Raw genomic sequence first — 20893 nt, 5'->3', positions numbered from 1 at the left:
TTAACATGACAGATCCAAAACAACAAAATGATGACGCCTTATCACCATATTTTGGTGAATTTGGCGGTATGTACGTAAGTGAATTACTGGTTCCTGCATTAGAACAGTTAGAAGCGGCATTCATAGACTCACAAAACGATGAAGAATTTCAAAACGAGTTTAACCATTTACTAAACTCTTTTGCTGGTCGCCCTACACCACTTACCCTTTGTCGCAACTTAGTGAAAAATCCGTTGGCAAAGATATACCTTAAACGTGAAGACTTACTTCACGGCGGCGCTCACAAAACCAACCAGGTACTTGGTCAGGCTTTGCTTGCTAAGAAAATGGGCAAAACAGAAATCATCGCTGAAACTGGAGCCGGACAACATGGTGTTGCAACGGCTATCGCTTGTTCATTACTTGGCTTAAAGTGCCGAGTTTATATGGGTAAAGTAGATTGTGACCGTCAGCAACCAAATGTTTTTAGAATGGAGCTTATGGGCGCAGAAGTTATCCCGGTAACTGCAGGCTCAGGCACATTAAAAGATGCGGTTAATGAAGCATTAAGAGACTGGTCAGCCAATTATGACAATGCCCATTACTTGTTAGGTACCGCGGCAGGTCCTCACCCATTTCCAACCATTGTTCGTGAATTTCAAAAAATGATTGGCATTGAAGCAAAGCAGCAAATCTTGAAAGAACAAGGTCGCTTACCTGACTATGTCGTAGCTTGTGTTGGAGGTGGCTCTAATGCCATCGGCATGTTCCATGATTTTATCGACGAAACAGAGGTTAAGTTAGTTGGCGTGGAAGCCGGTGGTAAAGGGATCGATACCCCCCAACATGGCGCAACTTTAGTGGCTGGCAGTAAAGGTATGCTACATGGCGCGTACACCTATATTATGCAAGATAAATACGGTCAAATTGAAGAATCTTATTCGGTATCAGCAGGCTTAGATTACCCAGGAGTGGGGCCGCAACATTCTTTACTAAAAGATATTGGCAGAGCTGAATATGTTCCGATTAACGATGATGAAGCACTCAATGCATTTCAAGCCTTATCTCGAAATGAAGGTATTATTCCTGCGTTAGAATCTTCCCATGCCTTGGCTCATGCGGTGAAATTAGCAGATGCTGCAACTGAAGAAACTGTGATTTTAGTTAATTTATCGGGTCGTGGTGATAAAGATTTAGCTCATGTTAGTAGTATTTTAGGTGGTGAAAATTATCGTGAAAAACGAGAACAAGCCTCAAAAGAGAAAGCTAAGGGAGGAGAATTATAATGACTAACATTAAAACAGGTCAGCGTTATCAACAGTGTTTTGCAAACTTAGCGAGCAAACAGCAAGGGGCGTTTATTCCTTTTGTTATGATTGGCGACCCACATAAACAACAATCTATTGAGATCATAAAAACGTTAATTGATAACGGTGCTGATGCGCTCGAATTAGGTATTCCGTTTTCAGATCCTAGTGCCGATGGTTTAACTATTCAGATGGCAGCAAAGCGAGCGTTAAACGCGAAAATCAATACTGATGTTTGTATCGACATATTAACTGAAATTAGAGCTTATGCGCCTGATATTCCTATCGGGTTATTGCTCTATGCTAATTTAGTGTTTGCCCGTGGTATCGATAAGTTTTATAACGACATGAAAAATGCTGGTGTGGATTCTGTGCTTATCGCTGATGTACCAATGCGTGAAAGCAAACGTTTTGAACAAGCGGCTCTTGCTCATGATATAGCGCCTATTTTTATTGCACCACCAAACGCCGATGAAGATACTTTGAAAAAGGTCGCTGCACATGGACAAGGCTATACTTATGTTTTAAGTCGCGCTGGCGTTACTGGCACTGAAGTAAAAGCGAATATGCCGGGCAAGGAGTTAATTGCAACGCTAGATGGTTACCATGCTCCAGAGCCAGTATTAGGGTTTGGTATTTCATCCCCTGAGCAAGTTAAAGAAGCGATAGATAGCGGTGCTAAAGGTGCGATAAGTGGTAGTGCTGTCGTTAACATTATTGCCAATAACATTGATGACGAACAACAAATGTTAGCGAGCTTAGCGACGTTTATTCAATCGATGAAAGCAGCAAGTTAAACATAGCGACAAATTGAAATTCAGGATGAATTAATGTCGTAATGCCATGGAAGGCAACTAATATACGACAATCGCCATATAAAATGCATCATTAAACACGTCGCTAAACTAAGCCAAACTAAGCCAAACTAAGCCAAACTAAGGGATATTAAATGAGCACAGCAACCTGGATTATTATCGCAGTAATAGGATTTATAATTAGTGGTATCTACTTCATCTATAAAAGTGCACAAAAATTTAATCTTAGTAAAGAGCAGTTAGCTAAAATCAATCAACGCAATAAAGAGCTTGAGCAACAAGAAAAAGAAAACGACTAGCGCGGTTAACTACCAGTGCATGCTTTCAAGTGATTCGACTAGATTAGATGTATTAGTGCAGACTAGGTCCGATATAACGTTTTTATGATGTGATAACCAAAACGTGTTTTAACGATAGTTGGCGTAAGTATTTCTCCACTAAATACAAACTTATCAAACTGCGGTACCATTTGGCCTTGCCTGAACTCACCTAAGTCACCACCTTTCTTACCTGATGGGCAACTCGAATATTTTTTCGCTAATGTTTGAAATTTACTACCTTTTTGTATCTGCTTTAAAATATCTTTCGCTTGCTCTTGGTGTTTAACCAATATGTGCAAAGCATGTGCAGTTCTTGCCATAACTATTTTGTCCTTTTGCTCTCTATTACTCTATGCGCTAATTCGAAAAAATATCAGTGTCTATTTTGTTTAAGCCGCATTTTATCACGTCATTGAGGTCGATACCAAGCCAAGATAATTGCTGATTGATCGTATTAAATTATTTTAATCGACAAAACGCCTTTACTTAGTCGTTGTTTTTTTTGACAATAACTAAAAGCAATCGAGGTAAACTTTACTATGGCTTCATTAACACACCTATTCCAAAATAATAAAGATTGGGCTGAAGAAATCAAAAAGCAAACGCCAGACTTTTTTGACAATTTGGCCAACCAGCAATCACCAGAATACCTATGGATAGGTTGCAGTGACTCTCGAGTACCGGCCAATCAATTATTAGGCTTAGCCCCGGGCGAAATATTTGTTCATCGTAACATTGCCAATCAAGTAGTTCATACAGACCTTAACTGCCTCTCAGTGATACAGTACGCCGTCGATGTACTAAAAGTTAAGCATATCATTGTTTGTGGTCATTATGGCTGTGGTGGGGTTGCTGCTTCGTTAACGAACGACCAATTTGGCTTAATCGACAACTGGCTAAGACATATCAGTGATGTTTATCGCTTTAATAAGGAAGAATTAGCAAAACTTGAAGGTAACGACTTAACCAATAGACTTTGTGAACTTAATGTTGTTGAACAAGTTGCTAATGTTGCAAACACGACAATTATGATAAATGCATGGGATGCTAATCAAGATGTCACTGTTCATGGTTTTATATACAATGTTGCCGATGGTGTTTTAAAGGATTTGAACGTGAGTATTGATAAAAAGCTTTAACAATTAACTGATTCATTAAACAAAAAATCCCGAAACTTGATTCAAGTATCGGGATTTTTTGTTTCCAGAGCAATCTATTGGTTGATTAGTTACCGATAAAGCCCATATTGTAATTAACCTTTAAGTAAAACTGTCGATCATTGGTAAAATCACGGGGAATCGTATTATCTTTTTCACGTTCAAATTTAAAGCCTGTTAATAACGATAAATTTTTCGTGACGTAACGTGTATGGGTTAATTCTATTTCAACCTCGCGCTCATAAGACTTTTCTGAAGGATCACGCCAGCGATTAAGATCACGCTCAGTTTCATCCCATTTTACTAGGAAACGCACGACTCTATCATCACTTGGTCTCCAATTTACCGTGAACGTTGTGAAATCTTCGCCGTAGAGTTTTTCATCTTCAAAATCATAATCTCTAAAAGTGTGCTGTAGATCGATATTAAAATCACCTATTTGGTAACGAACTCGAGGTTTAAACTCTGCCATATCACCAAGTACGATATTATCAGCATCAGCAATTTCACCATATCGTCCATCTAAATTAAATGTCCAATCTGTAACGGGGGCAGTCTCAAAATACCACTGAATATAGCTCTCATCAAATCTAGGAGCATTCCCTTTGAGCTCTAATGAGTTTTGATTTAATCGATTTACTCGTCTTTCAATAGTTCTAATACCCGGACGAAATACAGTTTGATAAGAGCCTCTAAATTCAGCCCAAATATCGTACATGGTTGCTATCTTAGCACCAGCTTGGTTTTCAATTTGCGTCGCTGACAAATATAAACGTGCTCGCGACTTTCCTTCATCACCACTAAACGTTTCAAAATACCAGTTACGACCGTAAAGGGCATTGATTAAACGATAATCAGCTTTAGTCATGTACCCTAAGTCACCACGAAAATCTTCACTGATATCGTAATAATTTAGTGTAATAAAAGACTTAGGCGCAGTATGACGATATTTAATTTGCGCCGCATATCCTTCTAGCGTTTCGTCCGCAGATGCTCTTAATACTTCACTCGTTGTGCCACAGTTTCCTAATTCACAATAGACATCTTCAGGAATATCTAAGCAATCATCTTCTTCACAGATATCATCACCAAACTCCTCAATGTATTCAGTATTGGAAAAAGCGATTTGATAACGTAATTTATCATCAATCCCTAAATTTAATAATCCGTCATGTGAAACTACGGAGTTCTTATAATCTCCTGCCGTACGTTGGGTCACCATCGCACCATAGGCACTACCGCCCGCAGCAGTCACATATCGAGCAGCTACAGACTGACTATCTAAGTCATCAAGCTCAACTTTATCACTACCTAAATTATCAGGAATAATGACAGTTGTTTCTTCATCGTTAGACCAAAAAAAACCGGTAGAATATTCTTTAGTTTCATGGGATACACTTAAGCCTAGGTCGGGATCTATAATATTGCGGGTGTAAACTAGTGACATTAATGTTGAATACAAATCCATGTCTTGTTGGAAAAATCGACGTTTCTCAGGTTGGAATACGTTGAATTGGTTGTTAATTGAATCACGAGCAATATCAGCTTCAACATCAGTAAAATTAGGATTAACTGTTGCAGCAATTGTCGTTGCACTATTAATGGTTAACTTAATGTCCATACCCGCATCGAACTCTTCTATTTCTTCACGCTGTTCGAACGGCTGTTGGTACTTACGCTTTTCGCTAGAATGATAAATACCATAAGGGTATATTTCTAAATTTTTAGTAGCATTTTCAAAGGTAATTTCGCCGCCTTCAGAAGATGCTATACGCTGACTCGAAACCGGGTTTGGTGGATATATGATGTAAATCCCGCCCATTGTTCTATCTATTTTTCTAGGATAAGAACGTTTTAATATTAGCGCCCACATATTTCGCTCTTCACCTTCCGCTTTGGGAGACTTTAGAGAATCAATCGGAATCGCCATTTCTACTAAATAACCGGTTTCAGTTATTTTTGCTGTTGCTTCCCATTCAGTGTCCCAGTCGTATATGTACCGGTCACTCACCGTATTTTGTAATACGTCTGCTTTTGAGCCACTTGGATTAACTCGAAACTCGTATTTCTTTCTTAAATTACCGGTAGGGTCAATAACGACTGATACGTAATCATCTTCTTTAACACCGTCATTTTCTCTTATTGCCGTTCTGAGCTGTGATGTATCTGGGTCGTAGGCATTAAAAGCAAAATATACGTGAGTCTTAGTCATGCCTATTAACGCATCTGTATCGACAACTGATTTATCAAAACGCGTAGGGTACATCTCCAAGTCGATGCTTAGTATGCTCGAAGAGGCCCAAAATCTATCGGTCAAGTCGCCATCAATAACTGGTGGTTCATCTAACACTTCAAGCTCAAGTTGCTGAATATCTGCCATTGAAAACTCGCTAGAGGCATCGTCAACTTCAGCGACATCTTCAGAAGGTTTTTCTTCAAGATCAACAGCGAGAACGGAGAAGGAAAAAAGGTAGAGGAAAAATAAGCCAATCGAAGAAGATCTTTTCATAGTATACCCTGAATTTATGAAATTATATTTTTGTTATTATTTATCATAGCTGTTTTAATGAAATTTTGTAGTCTTTTTTCTTCACTAACATGTCAAATCAACAGACTAACTGATTAATTTAAAAAGACTTTCAAAATTGTGGTTAATAAAACATCGGAAGTATTGCTAAAGCCAAAAGCCAATAAGCGATTAATAACTGGATTGTGCTATTTATAATGCAATTAAAAGTTGAATAATTTAGGCAAAAAAAAACCAGCCGTTAGGCTGGTTTTTGATAACTTAAAACGTCGAACTAAATGCTTTTCTTCTTACGCTCTGCAGTATCTTTAATATAAGATGCCCAAGCGCGAGCTGCTTTCTTAGTTTTCGGATCTTCCTGCGCTTTCTTTATCGCAGCATAAGCTTGTTTGAATTTTTCTTGGTAGAAATATGCTTCTGCCATTGTCATCCATACTCGACCTGGGTTTTCAATACCTAGATCAATAGCTTTTTGTAATACCGCAGCTGCGGCATCATATTTTTCCGATTGCTGTAAAAGCATACCTTGACGACGATAATGTCTTGGATCGTTAGACAGCTTAGCTGTTTCACCAAAATACTTCGCTGCTAAAGCAATTTCTTGAGCCGCATGGAATGAGTTTGCCATTGCGAACAAATTAGTATCCGTTCGAGCTACTAAACCACTGTCAATGTGCTTCTCAAGTAATTTCGCTGACTTATAAGGGTTATCATTAGTCGCAAACAAGTTTGCTAACATTTTGATTTCAGATTCCTTTTCAAGGAATCCTTGTTTATAAGCAAGATTTAAAGTGTATAACGCTCTATCGTAATCTTCTATTAACATGTAGAAGCTACCTAGTTGTGTCCACCAAATCTTGTTTTCAGGGAAAATTACCACTACTTCTTCAAGCACTTTCACTGCGTTAGTATATTGCTTACGCTCGTAATATGACGTTAATTTTAATACATAAGGGTTTTGATTAGGCTTCTTATATAAAGCGATTGCTCTATCTGAAGGTTCAATCATCTTATCTAGATTTTTTAACTCATAATTAGCTTGTGCAATTTTAACGTAAGTATCAGCGTCTTCTTTACCAGTAAACTTCATCCACTTTTCGTAGTTGGCTAATGCCTTTTCATACTGCTTCTCTTGCATCTGCAAGTCAGCTAGTAATTTAAGTGCTTCAGCGTGCTCACCTTCGTTAAGTGCGTTATCTTTCGTTGCAGCTTCTAAGCGGACTAGTGCTTTTGCAATGTTCGCGTCACCACCTTTTGTTGCATACATGCTCGCAATAAAGCGATCTAAGTAAGCACGGTCATAGGTTTTTGACGTTTCTATATCTAGCAAAATCTCTAGTGCGTCATCGATACGATCTTCAGAGTAGGCTTCAAACGCCTTCTGAACTTTCTTACCAACAGACGGACCAACAATCTTAGTCGACTTTTTCTTCTTTTTCTGGGTTTTCTTAGTATCTTCGGCAGCAAATGCTGTCGATGATACTGGCATTGTAGTTGTTGCTACAAACGCAACCAACAATGAAGAAGTGATTAGTTTTTTAAACATAGTAATGCTCCTTCCTATTGACCCATTGAAAAGTCTAACTGTACAGTTAAACCAACTTGTTTAAGCGGCTTACCATCAACGATTTTTGGTTTGTACTTCCATTTCTTAAGAGCTCGTTTCGCTTCTTTATCGAAAATACGTTTAGGTTGTGCAGCGATGACTTTTACGTCTTCAACACCACCAACTTCGTTAATAGTAAAGCTAAGTTGTACCCAACCTTCTTTGCCATCTCGTGCTGCTTGAATAGGATACTTAGGCTCGATTCGAACAATAGGAGTTGCCTCACCATCACGACCGAATCCTGCACCAGGTGCGTCCATACCAGCTGACGCTCCCGAGATCTCTACACCAGGAACATTAAATTGCAAGCCTGAGTTATCATTACTTTGTTCAGGTTCTGGCGCTTGCGGCTTAGGCGGCGTTTTAGGCGGCGGCGGCGGCGGCGGCGGAACTCGTCTACGTTGCTGTACTTTAGATTCAGGTGGTGTAGATACGATGTCGATAACTACGCTATCACCCGCATCTGCATAACGCTTTGCGCCACCTGAAATCAAGTAAGCCATAAAGACAAACAAGCCAAAGGTTACAACAACGCCCAATAGTATTGATACTAAAAAGCGAACCATAGTTAACCACCCGACGCTGCAGCAATAGAAATCTTATCGATTCCTGCATCCTTGATTGCATCCATAACTTTAACAACTACGCCATGTTTTGCGCCTTTGTCAGCTTGAATAATTACAATATCAGTAGGTTGTTCAGCTAGTAGTTTTTCGATGTTTGCAGAAACACGCTCTACATCAACTACACGCTTGTCCATCCAAATTTCACCATTCTCTCGAACTGCAATGAAAATGTTCGCTGATGGTTTTTTACTTGCATTAGCCGCTTTAGGCTTTTGCACATCGATACCAGCTTCTTTAACAAATGAAGTGGTTACGATGAAGAATATAAGCATGATAAATACGATATCAAGCATCGGCGTCATATCGATTGCCGCTTCTTCTTCTTCACGAATACGTTTACGTGCCATGTGAAAATCTCTCTAGTGATGAGGTAAGCTATCAACTAGCTTAGCCTTCGCCATTTTTACTTTCGCGTCTAATCTAGAGCTAAAGAAAACTCCAGATAATGCCGCAACCATTCCCGCCATTGTAGGGATTGTTGCCATTGATATACCTGACGCCATTAGACGAGGGTTACCAGTACCTTGAGTGGCCATGGTTTCAAAAACCATTATCATACCGGTAACCGTACCGAATAAACCAATCAAAGGACACATTGCTACTAACGTTTTAATTGTTAGCATACGCGCGTTTAATACTTCTGCTGCTTCAGAAATCCATGCATCTCTAATTTTATGTGCATACCAAGATGTAGTATCAGTTCGAGCATCCCACTTAGCGACAATGTCGCTTTTCATTTTTGGGTAAACAGCTGCTAAGAACCAATACTTCTCAATCATCAATATCCACATTAAGAAGAGTGCGAAGGCGACGAAATATAATACGAAGCCACCTGTCGCAAGAAATTCCCTGACAGTCTCCCAGAGCTCTATCAGGTATAACATTACTGTTTCTCCTTCTCGGCGATTGAAGCTACGATACCCGCACTTTGCTCGTCAAGAATGTGGAAAATAGACTTACCACGTGCCGCTACAATTGAGTGCACAAGGATAAGAGGTAATGCTGCAATTAGACCCATAGCAGTAGTTACAAGTGCCATAGAGATATCACCCGCCATAATCTTCGGATCACCAGTACCATATAGTGTGATTGATTGGAATGTACCGATCATACCAACAACTGTACCTAATAGACCAAGTAATGGAGCGATAGCTGCGAAAATCTTAATGATGTTAATACCACGTTCAATCTTCGGTGTTTCACGCAAGATAGCTTCGTCTAATTTAAGCTCAAGTGACTCTGCATCGATGTTTTTGTTTTCGTTATAAACATTTAACATACGGCCTAGAGGGTTGTTTGCGCTTGGTGATGAAGTATCTTTAAGTTGAGATTTAACTTTTGCACCGATAGAGCCTAGGAATACTAGACGTTCGATTGCAATTAAGAAACCTAGGATAAGAACAACAGTGATTACATAACCAACTGCACCACCTTGGTGGAAACGCTCTTCCATTGTAGCTTTCTGAGTTTCTAAGTTAAGGATTTGACCTTTTGATGGATCAAGATATAAAGGAGAGTAACCTGAAGTGCTCGCCAAGAATGGAGAAACTTCACTTACGATACCGCCTGCAGGTTGTTTACCTAGAGGTTGAATTAAACCTTGGTCATCATTGTAGTTTAAGTAACCTTGGTCTGACACTAAGTTAAATGAACCAACACGAACAACTTGAGCTGAACTCTTAGAACCGTCTAATTGAGTAATTTCTGCTTCAAATGCTGCAATTTTACCTGATTCAGTCATTTCAGTTTGCATTGCAAACCAAAGTTCTTCTAGTTCAGATAAAACAGGGATTTCTTTAGCGTTAGCTAAGCTTTCTAGAACAGCTTCACGACCTGGGTATTGTGCACTTACAATTGAAGTAGCAATACGACCGTATGCGTTACCAGATGCACGACGAACAACACCAAACATTTCACCTAAGTCACCTTTAGCTGCTTCTAGCTCGGCTTCTTTAGTAGTCAACATTGTTTCGTTGTCTGCAAATTGTTTAGTTAAACGTGCGTTACGCGCTTGCTCAGCTTTAAGATCAGCTTTTGCTTTGTTTAACAATGATTGCTTGTCTGCACGAGCAGATAAGAACTCTTGCTCACGCTTTTTATCAAGTTTTGCAACTGATACGCGATCCGCTTTAACTTGCTTTAATAAGTCATCTAATTGGTTAGCTGCTGCATTTGTAGAAATACCGGCAGTTAACACTAGTGTTGCAGCAATCGCTGCACTTTTCATAAACTGTTTCATTATTCACCAGCCCCCGCTGCATATACTGGTAATTTGATAAGGTCAGGTGCAGTTTGCTTACGCGCCATACGAATAGTCTTAGTAATTGGGTTTAGGTACTCATCACCTAATGCTTTCCAACTACGTGAACTTTGTTCCCAAATCCATGCATTTTTTAAATCTAAAGACTGTGCTACTAATACTGTACGTCCCATGTGTACGAAATCTACAGTGATGTTTTTACCATCAAACTCTAAATCACCTTGGTACGCAGAGAACATTGAACCGTAATCAGTTTCAATTTCGTATGCTTCTAATACTAAACGGAATTGCTCAGCTACTGAGATACCTTGACGTTGCATAACATCTTTAAGACGCTCTACACGTTCAGTACGGTCAACAAGGTTAACTGGAATATCTGAAGCAATAAATTGCTCTAATGAATCAATCATTTTGTACATTAACGGAACAACACCTTTCTTGGTATCTTCGATAGTGCCAATTTGACGAACTAAAGAATCAATACCTGCTTGTTGATCGTTAACTAAACGTTGAACGTGATCGTTGTACACTTTCAAGTTTTCAGTTTCATCAACAACATTACGGTACTCAGCTAAAAGCTCTTGAGTTTGCTCGTAGATGTTAGTGATTTTAGTTTGTGATTTAGCTGAAGCTTTAACTATTGTAGCTTCGCCCTTTTGAAGTTCATTTAGGCTTGCAGCTGAAGCGACATTACTTCCTGCGATTGCCAATGCGCCAATAATCGTCGAAGCGATTAGGCTTTTCTTGCTTATTTTGGACATAGTTCCCAACCAATTGCTATTTTAACTTTTCCAATGAAACCCGAAAAGGTTTCAAGATTTGAACCTTAGATTTAAAAAACCTTAAGTTCTATATTTTAAGTTGTATTTGTATAGTCTCTGAATAATACACTCAAGTTATTTTCATAACCCATCTGTATTTTCGGATACCTACCTGTTTCTTAAAAGACAGCCTCATATAAGACAATAGCTGTCCTCTAATGTCAAACTTTTTGATTTGTTTGAGCAGATTTTGTACAAAAAAATCACTAAATTCGTGATATTCAACACTCTAACACAAAAATACGGCTTTATGCACTTCCGTTACAAATTCTTATCATAAAAGACAGAAGCCTTATTAATAATAGCTAAATATTAATAAAAGGCAGGTAAAAAATCTAACAACGACAAATATAAAAACCAAACATCTATTACCACAATCCATTTGCAAGCTAGTGACATAGACAATTACCTACAATGCGTTTTACTTGTTAGTTCGACGTTGACTGATAATCTTTAGTATTTTCTACAGCGGTCTAAATTCACTAGTCTGGTCATTTAAATATAAGATAAGACTGTGATATTACTTGTAAGTTGAACGGTGAATGGTTATCTGTCGATTATTAAATAGAGAGGGCTAAATGTAAAAGTAACAGCCATTCTTCAGTGTTACTAATATTTCTTTGAAAGTGACGTTTTACAGGCAATTTTTCCGCGACCAAATCTTAAAGATGTTATCTGAATGGACATAACCAGATTTTTGTTATTTCTTATTCGAATTAGTACAACATAACAGACATAAAAAAGGCCGCTCGAAAGCGACCTTTTTGCCATATCTAAAAAGACTATTAGAACTTGAATGTCAAGCTTGCTTGATAGTATGGACCAGTTACATCATATGCTTCTGAAACTGTGTTTATACCTGTACCACCATTCCAACTAGATTGGTTAGCCACTGGAGGCTCTTCATCAAGGATGTTACGAGCGTTAAAGGTAACATTCGCATTTTCCATGAAGTACCAAGTTGCAGCGATATCGTGATAAACAACAGCATCAAATGTGTTGAACTTTTCTAAAGGAGCAAAGTTAGTGAAGTTATAGTTATTACCAGTAACAGAATCTTCTGATTCTGACCAGTAACGCATACGCCATGCGAAAGACCAATCGTCAAGCGCATAACCTAAGTTAAAGTTAGCACGATCGTCTGGAGTTAATACTTCTCCAACATAATCGGTAGATTCACCGCTTTCGATGCTTGTAATGACATATTCGTTAGTGTGGTTCCAAATAACGTCAGCTGTGAACGTACCAGGGCCAAACTCAACAGAGTATGAAACTTCTAGGTCGATACCAGATGTTTCATAGTCATTTTCGTTTGAAGTACCTGAATTAACATCTGTTAGGGCACCATTAGCATCACGAATTGCACCTATTTGACCAGAAGCGTCAGTACAAGACGCATCAAATTCACCAGGAGCAACATCGAAACAACGAGAAAGAACAGTTGAGCGACTAGTTGTTGCAATTGCATCTTCAACAGTAATGTCGTAGTAATCGACAGTCATTGATAAGCCATCAGTAACTTGCCATACAAAACCAGCACTAAATGTATCAGCAGTTTCTTCTTTAACTGTCGCACTACCACCTATCGTACCACCAGTACTTTGAGTCTCAACTTGGGTCAATGCAAATTCACCAGCTCCAGCAACTCGAGTAGCTATTTCAGGAATAGACAAACAATTCGCTGCGATATCAGCATTCGCTACACCTGTTCCATCGGCTTGTAAACCATTACACGGGTCGGTAACAGTTCTAAATGTTTCACCACGACCACCATAAAGATCTGCAACGTTTGGAGTACGAATCGCCGTTGCCGCTGAGGCACGAACCATGAAGCTTTCGAATGGGGTAAACTGAACACCAGCGTTCCATGTAGTTTGTCCGCCTACGACTTCATGATCTGAATAACGAGCAGCTAAGTCAACTTCTACCGTATCAAGAACCGGTAATACAACTTCTGCAAAATAATCATTAGTGTAAAATGAACCATCTGTTGCAGCAGATCTATTCGTTGAAGACGCACCAGTTTGCGCTAAATCGCCAGGATTATGAGTGCCTTTTTCAAGGCGATGTTCATAACCTACAGCGACCCCGATATTACCACCTGGAAGCTCTAGTCCAAGCTCACCAACAGCAGATAGGGAAAATACAAACTGTTCCGCTTTCCCTGTAACTTTAGCTGGTACACCTACATAATCAATAGCATCTTGAGTTATAGTACCTTCACCAAATAAGTTAAGTGGTACACAACCTTGTAATACAGCTAGATCGTCAGCACATTTAAGGCCGCCCATGCCATCGGCAACTACATCAAATGCTTTTGCGGTACGCTCAACATTTACTTGACCACCATTTTCTTGAATTTGATCTGTTTGTCCCCAAGAGACGTACGAATTTAACATCCACGAGTCGTTCAGTTCCCAATCCACCCCTGTTGCAATACGTATAGTTGAACGCTCAACATCCGTAGCACGAGGCCCAAACTCTAACATTCGGCGAACCAAACCTGGTAATGCAGCATCTGGAGCAAAACCGTCATTAATTAAATTGTCACGCAGTAACTGCGGAACCATTGGGTTGTCTATAGTTAAACCTACAGTACCACCTCGAGATGGTAAATAAACATCACCAATCGCATCAAATGGTGTAGGTTCGATTGTTGAATCGTTCGTTTTCGACGAGTTCCAATTTACTTCTGCAAAATACTCTACAGAATCAGTAACTTCTTGCTTAATATTAAGGGCAGCGTATTTACGTTCAATTGGGGTTACTAATTGTCGATAGGCAGCTCGATTAAAGCGAGTATCAAAAGCCGTACCGTCACCATTATAGTTTGCACCTGTACCCGTTGCAGGATCAAACCAACTTACTCGCCCTTGAGGAGGGTAAGATGAATACAAATCACCTACAACTTCATTGCCGTTTTCATCTAAGAAAATAGCTTGGTCTGTATCTGAAAAACTGCGGTCTGATGACTTTAAACCTTTGTCTTCATCGTAGCCAATCGCAACTGTTACACTACCAGTATCCCATGAATTACCAGCAGTAATATTTAAGGTATATTTCTCACGATCTGATTCTGAAGAAATACCAGACTGAGCATTCACTTCAATACCTTCTAAGTTATTACGAGTGATGATGTTAACAACACCAGCTACCGCATCAGAACCATAAATGGCTGATGATGCACTTTTCAGGATTTCAATGCGTTCAATCATTGATGTTGGGATTGCGTTCAAATCAACTGCGTAACCAACTGATGGTGATACACCAGATACGAAACGACGACCGTTTACAAGTACTAATGTACGTGATTGGCCTAGGTTACGAAGTGCTGTAGTGTTCAGACCTACTGAGCTTGTTGTAAATGCTGAATTTGATTGATCACTAGATGCGATAGCAACTGGAGACTGGTTTAAAACGTCTGCAACGTTTAATGCACCCATTTCAAGCATATCGGCACGACCGATAACTGTTACTGGTACCGGTGTTTCCATATCAGTACGTTTGATACGAGAACCTGTTACTTCAATACGCTCTACATCTTCTGCTGCAGTTTCTTCTTCTGCTGCAATTGCGTTGGCTGAGATGCCAGCGGTAGCTGTTGCACCAAACACTAGTGCTAAGCGAACGGCTTTAGCAAGTTTATTATTGCTATACATGTTTACTCCCTGGACCACTTTAAAGTGATTCGATTGTTTTAAAATTCAAAGCTATATTGCTTTGTTATTTTGATTTTGATTGGCCGTAAGACCTGATCTGTCGTCAATGATAATAAAACGATTATTGTAAACAGGTCAACTACATAAATTACAATCCATTAATATTTTTTAACACTTTTTGACAAAATGACACACAAACCTGCACCCCCTAGCGCATAAACAATGATTTTATGCGGATATTTATTCATTAATATTTTCTAAAGCCTGAACTAACTATAACCAAAAGAAATAGCTTATAACTAAAGAAGAACCCCGTAATATCAATCACTACAAAAGAGCACAACCAGTTTGTAAAAATGTAAAATTATCAGTAAGGTTAATTTTTCAACGTCGAAAAACAAGTTACTACAGAAGAATTTTGTGAATGTATTTGCAAAAACAAATAAAGTTCAAAAATATTAAAAAAAAATGTAACAGGCATAATAAATCCACATTTTCGCATTAAAAACAGAGAAATACGGTCATTTTTTAACCATTACGTATCATATTTTGTAACAAAATCTTCATATGTAATTGTCTAGTTACATTTAGGCGCTGTTGATATTTGGACACTAGAAAGAAAACACCACTATATATAAAGAGCATTATAAGATTTGTATGGCGGTGAACATCAAAGGTGCATATTTAAATAAACTTATTTCGACAAAGAAAGGGTAAATCTAACCTAGTAGTCAATAAACTGTGATAGATTAGCAATTAATAATGCTCAGTAAACTTTCAGAGGCAGTGCAATGAAACAATCGTTATTGCGTTTGCAGCAGCTATTAATGCAATTGGCTGATGACGCAAAGCAGGCAGATCTAGCTAACAAAAACAACAAAGCCCATTATTACTTGCATGATCAGCCGTTATTCGATGAAAAACTATTTCCAATCGCTAGTTCTTCATACAATGTCTATGTTAGCTATACACAAAAACGTCTTGCTCATTTGCAAAAATTGCTAAATTCCAATAAAGCTGAAGTCGCTAATATGATGTTTCAGGGTTTAGAAGAACAAGTAATGGCGCTGATCAACGCCATTAAATCAAATGATAACCGTCACCACGATGGAGATTATCGATTAGATAGAAGAAACCGTTTAAATAAACTAAAAGACAAACATAAGCAGCCATCGGCCGCTCATCGAAAAGCCGCAACTAAGATTATTTTACCAAGTCAGCAACTATACCAAAAGCTTTCTGAGTATCATGGATTCGAAAGAAGACTTTTAGATATGGTGCAAGAGAAGCAGGATAACTTAAACCGTTGTAAGGCGGACAGTCAAAACAGCAAAGATATTCAGCAGCAATTACTGGCGCTGCATCAAAGATTGGGTCGTTGCAGAAAAGCTATTTCGGAAGTTGAAAAACAAATTGAAGATAGTGAAACGTCACGATAACGAAGCCTAAGTGCCTATCAATCCCTTAAATCCAAGAAGCTTGCATTCTGTCTTTAGCAAAGAATTGGCGAACAAGCTTTTCATATAAGACTATAAGAAATTTAAAGTAATAAGTGTCCTATACCCAGCAGGTTATATAAAGATACAAAAAGAAAATTACGTTAAATGATTTAGGGGAGTTTGGGTGGTCCCTCTCTCAGCCACATCCCGGCACATGAGTCGTCTGCTGCGGTTGCTTCCTTCCGGACCTGGCCGAGTTCACAGAGTATCATTGCGGGAGGACCAAGAGAGGTACCATAATGGCTAGAGAATTTAGATAAATAAATACTCTAGCGACGCGCATTATGGCCAATTGTTTGCGCTTGTGCAAGAGTTAGAGAGCGAATAATTTAACAATTATTATGGACTTTAAAATTTTTGCGGAAATTTTGCCCATTTACTATCGAATAAGGCTTTAAATGCTTCAAGTTCGCCATCAATATCATCACTGATTTTTCGAGCACTAAAGAACACAACCTGTTTATTAGTAAAATCTAGTGCAACGGGAACAACATCCACATTTGCTTGATTAGCAACGGTCAAAAACCCTGTTTTCCATTCGCTTACTTTCGACCGAGTGCCTTCAGGCGCAAGAGCTAAAACTAAGGTTTCTTTGCTGTTAAAATACTCGACCAATTGACCAACAACACCTGAAGACTTACGTCGATCAATTGGAATGCCACCTATCGCTTTTAACCATAAACTAAATGGCCAGAAAAATATCGAGTGTTTTCCTAAAAAGTTAAGCTTTAGGTTCAATGCCATTTTAACAACAACGCCAATGACAAAGTCCCAATTTGAGGTGTGCGGTGCCACCGCCAATATCATCTTTTTTTTGTTGGGAAAGTTACCGGTGATTTTCCAACCAAACAATGACATCAATTTTAATCCAAACCAACGAGAAATATTACCACCGGTACGCGGAATGCTATTTGGTAGCTCAGGTACTCTCGACTCAATAATGTCTTTATCCACTAATTAACCCGCTTGTGCTTGCTTATTTAATTGATTTTCAAGTTCCAGTGCGATTGCTTTTAATTGCAATAAGTTTTCTTTACCCATTCTTAATAAAAACTTTTCTGCATCGCTCAACTGTTCAATATTTTCTTGTTGGTATTGATAATAGTGTTCAGGTTTTTGCAGCTTAGTTTCAACATCGATCATTTGAGTCTCTAAAATCTGATCAAGCAGAGTCTTTACAGCTTGGCGGAATTCTTCCTGATAACCTAATTCTTCGTATGCTTGCTGAAACAAAGGCTCATATTGTAAATAACTCGCAACTAATTGCTCCGGCTCAAAAGAGTGCATTAATTCTATATAACTTAAATAGCGTGAGTAATTACTCATATTAATGACATAAGAGTCGCTATCAACAACGTCTGTTTGAAATGATTGTTCAAGCGGTTTTAGCGGAATATGTGTGTAAGCAACTTCACCTCGAACAAAGTTATCGGTAAATACGACAATACGGCGGATCAAATCATCGGTTAGCATCAATGATAACAGCTGTTTGTTCCACGAAAGTGTCGATAAATGCTGCTTAAGTTCATCATCACTTTCATTTAATTCGGGTAACTCTATAACAATGACGTCTTCTTCGATAATTTCTGACTCTACTGGCTCAGCTATTTCGACTTCAACCTCAGGCTCGATTTGCGGCTCTACTGGTTCAGTCACCGGTTGAACTTCTTCAACTAAGTTAGATTCTAGTTTTTCGTCGTTTTTTTGTTGCCAAATTAAAGCAAACACGACGACTAAAGCAACAACAATCGTTATCAAAACGACAACATTCATCGCACCTTTTTGGCGAAAGCTTAGTTTATTGTCTCTATTAGTAAAAAGCATATTTATTACATCAATGAGAATTAAAAAGGACTAATTAAAAGATAGTGCTGCAAATAATAAAAAGCCAGAGTTTTTCTCTGGCTTTAGTCATATAAAATTAATTTGTTTAAGTGGCATCTGCTTGGTTTTCAGGCAAAGCGTCAATAAATGCCTGAAGTTTCTGGCAGTTCGCTTCGATCTTATTGATGATCGGAAATTCTGTCATATCAACATTAAAACGTTTGGCATTATAAATTTGCGGGATCAAACAAAGATCTGCAATGGTTACAGAGTCGCCAAAACAAAATACGCCAGCGGTTTTGCTTAACTGTTTTTCTAGAGCAGTAAATCCAACTGTAATCCAATGATGATACCAAGCCGTTTTTTGATCAGCACTAACACCTAGGTTTTTATCTAAGTATTGTAAGATTCTAAGATTATTTAATGGATGTACATCACACGCAATATCAAATGCTAATGCTTTAACAACTGATTTTTCTTTTATATTTTCTGGATATAAAGGTAATTGCGGATGAGTATCTTCAAGATAGTCAATGATTGCTAATGATTGATTTAAGGTAAAATCACCATCAACTAGCGTTGGCACTAAATGAGTAGGGTTCATCTCTACATAACTTGGTTGATGCTGCTGACCACCGTCTTTTACTAAATGAACCGAAATTAATTGATGTTCAATGTTTTTAAGATTAAGCGCGACTCTTACTCGGTACGCAGCAGAAGAACGCCAATAGCCGTATAGTTTGATCATTATTTTTCCAAATTTGTTTTATTAAATTTTTACGGTTTTCTTATTGATATTATACTCGCGTAGTTTATTTGCGATCGCGGTATGACTTAAACCAAGCTTTTTCGCCAACTGACGCGTACTTGGGTATGCAGGATAAAGTTTGCGTAATAAGTTAGCTTCAAAGCCTTTAACAGCATCATCCAATGTGCCACTAAATTCCTGCTCTAAATACCCTTGGTCACTGGTATATGTTGGCAATTGTAAATGCGCAACTTTCAACGTTTCGTCGTCCAACAATGACACAGCTCTTAATATCACGTTTTCCAATTGACGGACGTTTCCAGGCCATGGATAACTTTCAATAAAATCTAGGCAATCTTTATCAAAGTTGACGCTGTGTTTTTGATTTATATTTGCAGCTTTATTCATAAAGGTTTGTGCTAAAGGTGCAATATCTTGACGCCTATCCCTTAGTGCAGGGATTGTTAAGCCTAATACATTGAGTCTGTAATATAAGTCTTCACGAAATTCGCCCTGCTCCACTAAACTCAACAAATCTTTACTTGTGGCACTGATAACTCGGATATTAACCTTAACTTCTTCTTCTTCGTCGACTCGTCTAAAACTGCTATCTTCGAGAACACGAAGAAGTTTCGATTGAAGTTTCGGCGACATTTCTGCCACTTCATCAAGAAATATTGTACCTCCGTCGGCAAGTTCAAAAATTCCCTTTTTAAGTTGACCATTAACTTGTTTACCGAACAACTCTGATTCACAAGCAGAGTCTGGCATCGACGCACAATTTAGAACTAAGAAAGGATGTTCATTGCGATCAGAAGCACTGTGACATGAACGTGCTAATAGTTCCTTACCTACACCAGTTTCACCAACGATTAAAATCGATGATTCAATAACCGCCATTTTTCTTGCTTCTCGGATAACTTTACGCATCCCAGAAGAGCTTGCTTGAATACCTGAAAAATCGCCTGTTTTGGGGTGTTTAAAGGCAATAATTTGTTGCCCGAGACGCGCTTCCGATTTTAACATTAATATTGCGCCAGCAAGTATTTTCTGTTTGTTTTCACTCGGTACTGTTACCGGCAATATATCAGCAACAAAATCTTCTTCCTGAAATTTAATCTTTCTAGTTTGAGCTAATATTTCATCGCCTTCGAGAAACCTAGTGATATTAAAACCTTTGATCCAATTACTTACAGGAGCATTCACTATTTCGCTACGTTCTAGGCCAATTTTATGTTTTGCTACCTGGTTTAATCCATAAACATTACCCTTTACATCAATAAGTATTAAAGGATCGGGTAAAGTGCGAACGATAGTATCTAATACATTACGTTCACGTTCAGACGGCATATAGGAGTTAGTTTTTACATCGACAACACCGTCAATCAAACGAAGTTGCGGCATAAAGTCTTGTAATTGTGAAAAATCTAGATCGGGAGTGTGAATAAAAATTTGCCCTGACTCTGTCTGAGCATCAATGCCTCTTATGTTAATTTCTCTTTCTACAAAGACTGCCAATACTTGTTGAGCAATCCCCACTCTATCCTGACAAGTGATTTCTATACGCACATTATTTTCCAATTAAACGGTTGACAAAAGTAGCAGTAAAAGCGCCCAAAATTGCACAAGTCACACTACTGATAACAAACACATAGCTAAACAAAACATCGTAAACTTTATTTTACAACAAAAAAGGCGACTAATACCAATAGATATTAATCGCCTTTGAAAGTTTTTAACTGCAG

18 protein-coding genes and 1 other RNA gene are annotated in these 20893 nt (G+C 38.5%); 5 read left to right on the top strand and 14 right to left on the bottom strand.

Going from position 1 to position 20893, the window contains the following annotated elements; genetic code table 11:
* Positions 1–5 precede the first annotated feature (5 nt).
* The 3 genes from trpB (at position 6) to LT090_RS16820 (ending at position 2400) form a co-directional block, all read left to right on the top strand.
* Positions 6–1265 carry a tryptophan synthase subunit beta gene (gene trpB, locus LT090_RS04955; protein ID WP_068547848.1) on the top strand — a complete coding sequence of 420 codons (1260 nt, stop codon included), beginning with the start codon at positions 6–8 and terminating at the stop codon, positions 1263–1265.
* Complete coding sequence (trpA, locus tag LT090_RS04950) at positions 1265–2083, top strand: tryptophan synthase subunit alpha (RefSeq protein WP_068547849.1); 819 nt, start codon at positions 1265–1267, stop codon at positions 2081–2083. The genes trpB and trpA overlap by 1 nt, the downstream gene beginning before the upstream one ends.
* A 152-nt stretch (positions 2084–2235) precedes the next feature.
* Positions 2236–2400, top strand: coding sequence for a DUF2897 family protein (locus tag LT090_RS16820; RefSeq protein WP_082897280.1), 165 nt, complete (start codon positions 2236–2238; stop codon positions 2398–2400).
* Positions 2401–2462: 62 nt separating this feature from the next.
* Here the strand turns inward: LT090_RS16820 and ppiC are convergent, their stop codons facing one another.
* The gene (gene ppiC / locus LT090_RS04945) at positions 2463–2741 is read right to left on the bottom strand and encodes a peptidylprolyl isomerase PpiC (protein WP_068547850.1); all 279 of its coding nucleotides are present in this window, start codon (positions 2739–2741) and stop codon (positions 2463–2465) included.
* 219 nt (positions 2742–2960) lie between these two features.
* On the opposite strand from ppiC, the gene can reads away from it, so the two are divergent.
* Positions 2961–3560, top strand: coding sequence for a carbonate dehydratase (can, locus tag LT090_RS04940; protein WP_068547851.1), 600 nt, complete (start codon positions 2961–2963; stop codon positions 3558–3560).
* 85 nt (positions 3561–3645) lie between these two features.
* Here can and LT090_RS04935 read toward each other — a convergent pair whose 3' ends face one another.
* The 8 genes from LT090_RS04935 to LT090_RS04900 form a co-directional block, all read right to left on the bottom strand.
* The gene (locus LT090_RS04935) at positions 3646–6087 is read right to left on the bottom strand and encodes a DUF5916 domain-containing protein (RefSeq protein WP_068547852.1); all 2442 of its coding nucleotides are present in this window, start codon (positions 6085–6087) and stop codon (positions 3646–3648) included.
* 292 nt (positions 6088–6379) lie between these two features.
* Positions 6380–7651: a tetratricopeptide repeat protein gene (locus tag LT090_RS04930; RefSeq protein ID WP_068547853.1), complete on the bottom strand. Its 1272-nt coding sequence runs from the start codon at positions 7649–7651 to the stop codon at positions 6380–6382.
* Positions 7652–7665: 14 nt separating this feature from the next.
* Positions 7666–8277 (bottom strand): energy transducer TonB, encoded by a 612-nt coding sequence (locus LT090_RS04925; RefSeq protein WP_068547854.1) that lies wholly within the window; start codon positions 8275–8277, stop codon positions 7666–7668.
* Positions 8278–8279: 2 nt separating this feature from the next.
* Entirely contained in the window at positions 8280–8684 is a 405-nt protein-coding gene (locus tag LT090_RS04920) for an ExbD/TolR family protein (RefSeq protein WP_068547855.1), read from the bottom strand.
* Positions 8685–8696: 12 nt separating this feature from the next.
* Positions 8697–9221, bottom strand: a complete 525-nt coding sequence (locus tag LT090_RS04915; protein WP_068547856.1) for a MotA/TolQ/ExbB proton channel family protein — start codon at positions 9219–9221, stop codon at positions 8697–8699.
* Positions 9221–10576 (bottom strand): MotA/TolQ/ExbB proton channel family protein, encoded by a 1356-nt coding sequence (locus LT090_RS04910; protein WP_068547857.1) that lies wholly within the window; start codon positions 10574–10576, stop codon positions 9221–9223. Before LT090_RS04910 ends, LT090_RS04915 begins: the two co-directional genes overlap by 1 nt.
* Positions 10576–11358 (bottom strand): DUF3450 domain-containing protein, encoded by a 783-nt coding sequence (locus tag LT090_RS04905; RefSeq protein ID WP_068547858.1) that lies wholly within the window; start codon positions 11356–11358, stop codon positions 10576–10578. Before LT090_RS04905 ends, LT090_RS04910 begins: the two co-directional genes overlap by 1 nt.
* 845 nt (positions 11359–12203) lie before the next feature.
* Positions 12204–15077, bottom strand: a complete 2874-nt coding sequence (locus LT090_RS04900; RefSeq protein ID WP_068547859.1) for a TonB-dependent receptor plug domain-containing protein — start codon at positions 15075–15077, stop codon at positions 12204–12206.
* Between the two features lie 791 nt (positions 15078–15868).
* Here LT090_RS04900 and priC point away from each other — a divergent pair.
* Positions 15869–16516: a primosomal replication protein PriC gene (gene priC / locus LT090_RS04895; protein ID WP_068547860.1), complete on the top strand. Its 648-nt coding sequence runs from the start codon at positions 15869–15871 to the stop codon at positions 16514–16516.
* Between the two features lie 191 nt (positions 16517–16707).
* Here the strand turns inward: priC and ffs are convergent.
* From ffs to tyrR, 5 genes are all read right to left on the bottom strand, one after another.
* An RNA gene (gene ffs / locus LT090_RS04890) (signal recognition particle sRNA small type) lies at positions 16708–16804 on the bottom strand.
* A 120-nt stretch (positions 16805–16924) separates the two neighbouring features.
* Positions 16925–17530, bottom strand: a complete 606-nt coding sequence (locus tag LT090_RS04885) for a 1-acyl-sn-glycerol-3-phosphate acyltransferase (protein ID WP_226996525.1) — start codon at positions 17528–17530, stop codon at positions 16925–16927.
* Between the two features lie 3 nt (positions 17531–17533).
* Complete coding sequence (locus tag LT090_RS04880) at positions 17534–18400, bottom strand: DUF3014 domain-containing protein (RefSeq protein WP_068547861.1); 867 nt, start codon at positions 18398–18400, stop codon at positions 17534–17536.
* Positions 18401–18506: 106 nt separating this feature from the next.
* Positions 18507–19148, bottom strand: coding sequence for a maleylacetoacetate isomerase (gene maiA, locus LT090_RS04875; protein WP_068547862.1), 642 nt, complete (start codon positions 19146–19148; stop codon positions 18507–18509).
* 21 nt (positions 19149–19169) lie between these two features.
* A complete protein-coding gene (tyrR, locus tag LT090_RS04870) occupies positions 19170–20717 on the bottom strand; it encodes a transcriptional regulator TyrR (protein ID WP_068547863.1) in 1548 nt (515 codons plus the stop codon).
* Between the last annotated feature and the right edge of the window lie 176 nt (positions 20718–20893).

Origin of the sequence: Thalassotalea crassostreae (genome assembly GCF_001831495.1) — a bacterium.
Classification (GTDB): domain Bacteria; phylum Pseudomonadota; class Gammaproteobacteria; order Enterobacterales; family Alteromonadaceae; genus Thalassotalea_A; species Thalassotalea_A crassostreae.
The sequence above is the reverse complement of the archived record's forward strand: the minus strand, read 5'-3'. Positions and strand labels throughout refer to the sequence as shown.

Excerpts from the sequence above, each read along its gene's own strand:
- trpB (WP_068547848.1), top strand. The coding sequence starts at position 6 with ATGACAGATCCAAAACAACAAAATGATGACGCCTTATCACCATATTTT.
- trpA (WP_068547849.1), top strand. The coding sequence starts at position 1,265 with ATGACTAACATTAAAACAGGTCAGCGTTATCAACAGTGTTTTGCAAAC.
- LT090_RS16820 (WP_082897280.1), top strand. The coding sequence starts at position 2,236 with ATGAGCACAGCAACCTGGATTATTATCGCAGTAATAGGATTTATAATT.
- ppiC (WP_068547850.1), bottom strand. The coding sequence starts at position 2,741 with ATGGCAAGAACTGCACATGCTTTGCACATATTGGTTAAACACCAAGAG.
- can (WP_068547851.1), top strand. The coding sequence starts at position 2,961 with ATGGCTTCATTAACACACCTATTCCAAAATAATAAAGATTGGGCTGAA.
- LT090_RS04935 (WP_068547852.1), bottom strand. The coding sequence starts at position 6,087 with ATGAAAAGATCTTCTTCGATTGGCTTATTTTTCCTCTACCTTTTTTCC.
- LT090_RS04930 (WP_068547853.1), bottom strand. The coding sequence starts at position 7,651 with ATGTTTAAAAAACTAATCACTTCTTCATTGTTGGTTGCGTTTGTAGCA.
- LT090_RS04925 (WP_068547854.1), bottom strand. The coding sequence starts at position 8,277 with ATGGTTCGCTTTTTAGTATCAATACTATTGGGCGTTGTTGTAACCTTT.
- LT090_RS04920 (WP_068547855.1), bottom strand. The coding sequence starts at position 8,684 with ATGGCACGTAAACGTATTCGTGAAGAAGAAGAAGCGGCAATCGATATG.
- LT090_RS04915 (WP_068547856.1), bottom strand. The coding sequence starts at position 9,221 with ATGTTATACCTGATAGAGCTCTGGGAGACTGTCAGGGAATTTCTTGCG.
- LT090_RS04910 (WP_068547857.1), bottom strand. The coding sequence starts at position 10,576 with ATGAAACAGTTTATGAAAAGTGCAGCGATTGCTGCAACACTAGTGTTA.
- LT090_RS04905 (WP_068547858.1), bottom strand. The coding sequence starts at position 11,358 with ATGTCCAAAATAAGCAAGAAAAGCCTAATCGCTTCGACGATTATTGGC.
- LT090_RS04900 (WP_068547859.1), bottom strand. The coding sequence starts at position 15,077 with ATGTATAGCAATAATAAACTTGCTAAAGCCGTTCGCTTAGCACTAGTG.
- priC (WP_068547860.1), top strand. The coding sequence starts at position 15,869 with ATGAAACAATCGTTATTGCGTTTGCAGCAGCTATTAATGCAATTGGCT.
- LT090_RS04880 (WP_068547861.1), bottom strand. The coding sequence starts at position 18,400 with ATGCTTTTTACTAATAGAGACAATAAACTAAGCTTTCGCCAAAAAGGT.
- maiA (WP_068547862.1), bottom strand. The coding sequence starts at position 19,148 with ATGATCAAACTATACGGCTATTGGCGTTCTTCTGCTGCGTACCGAGTA.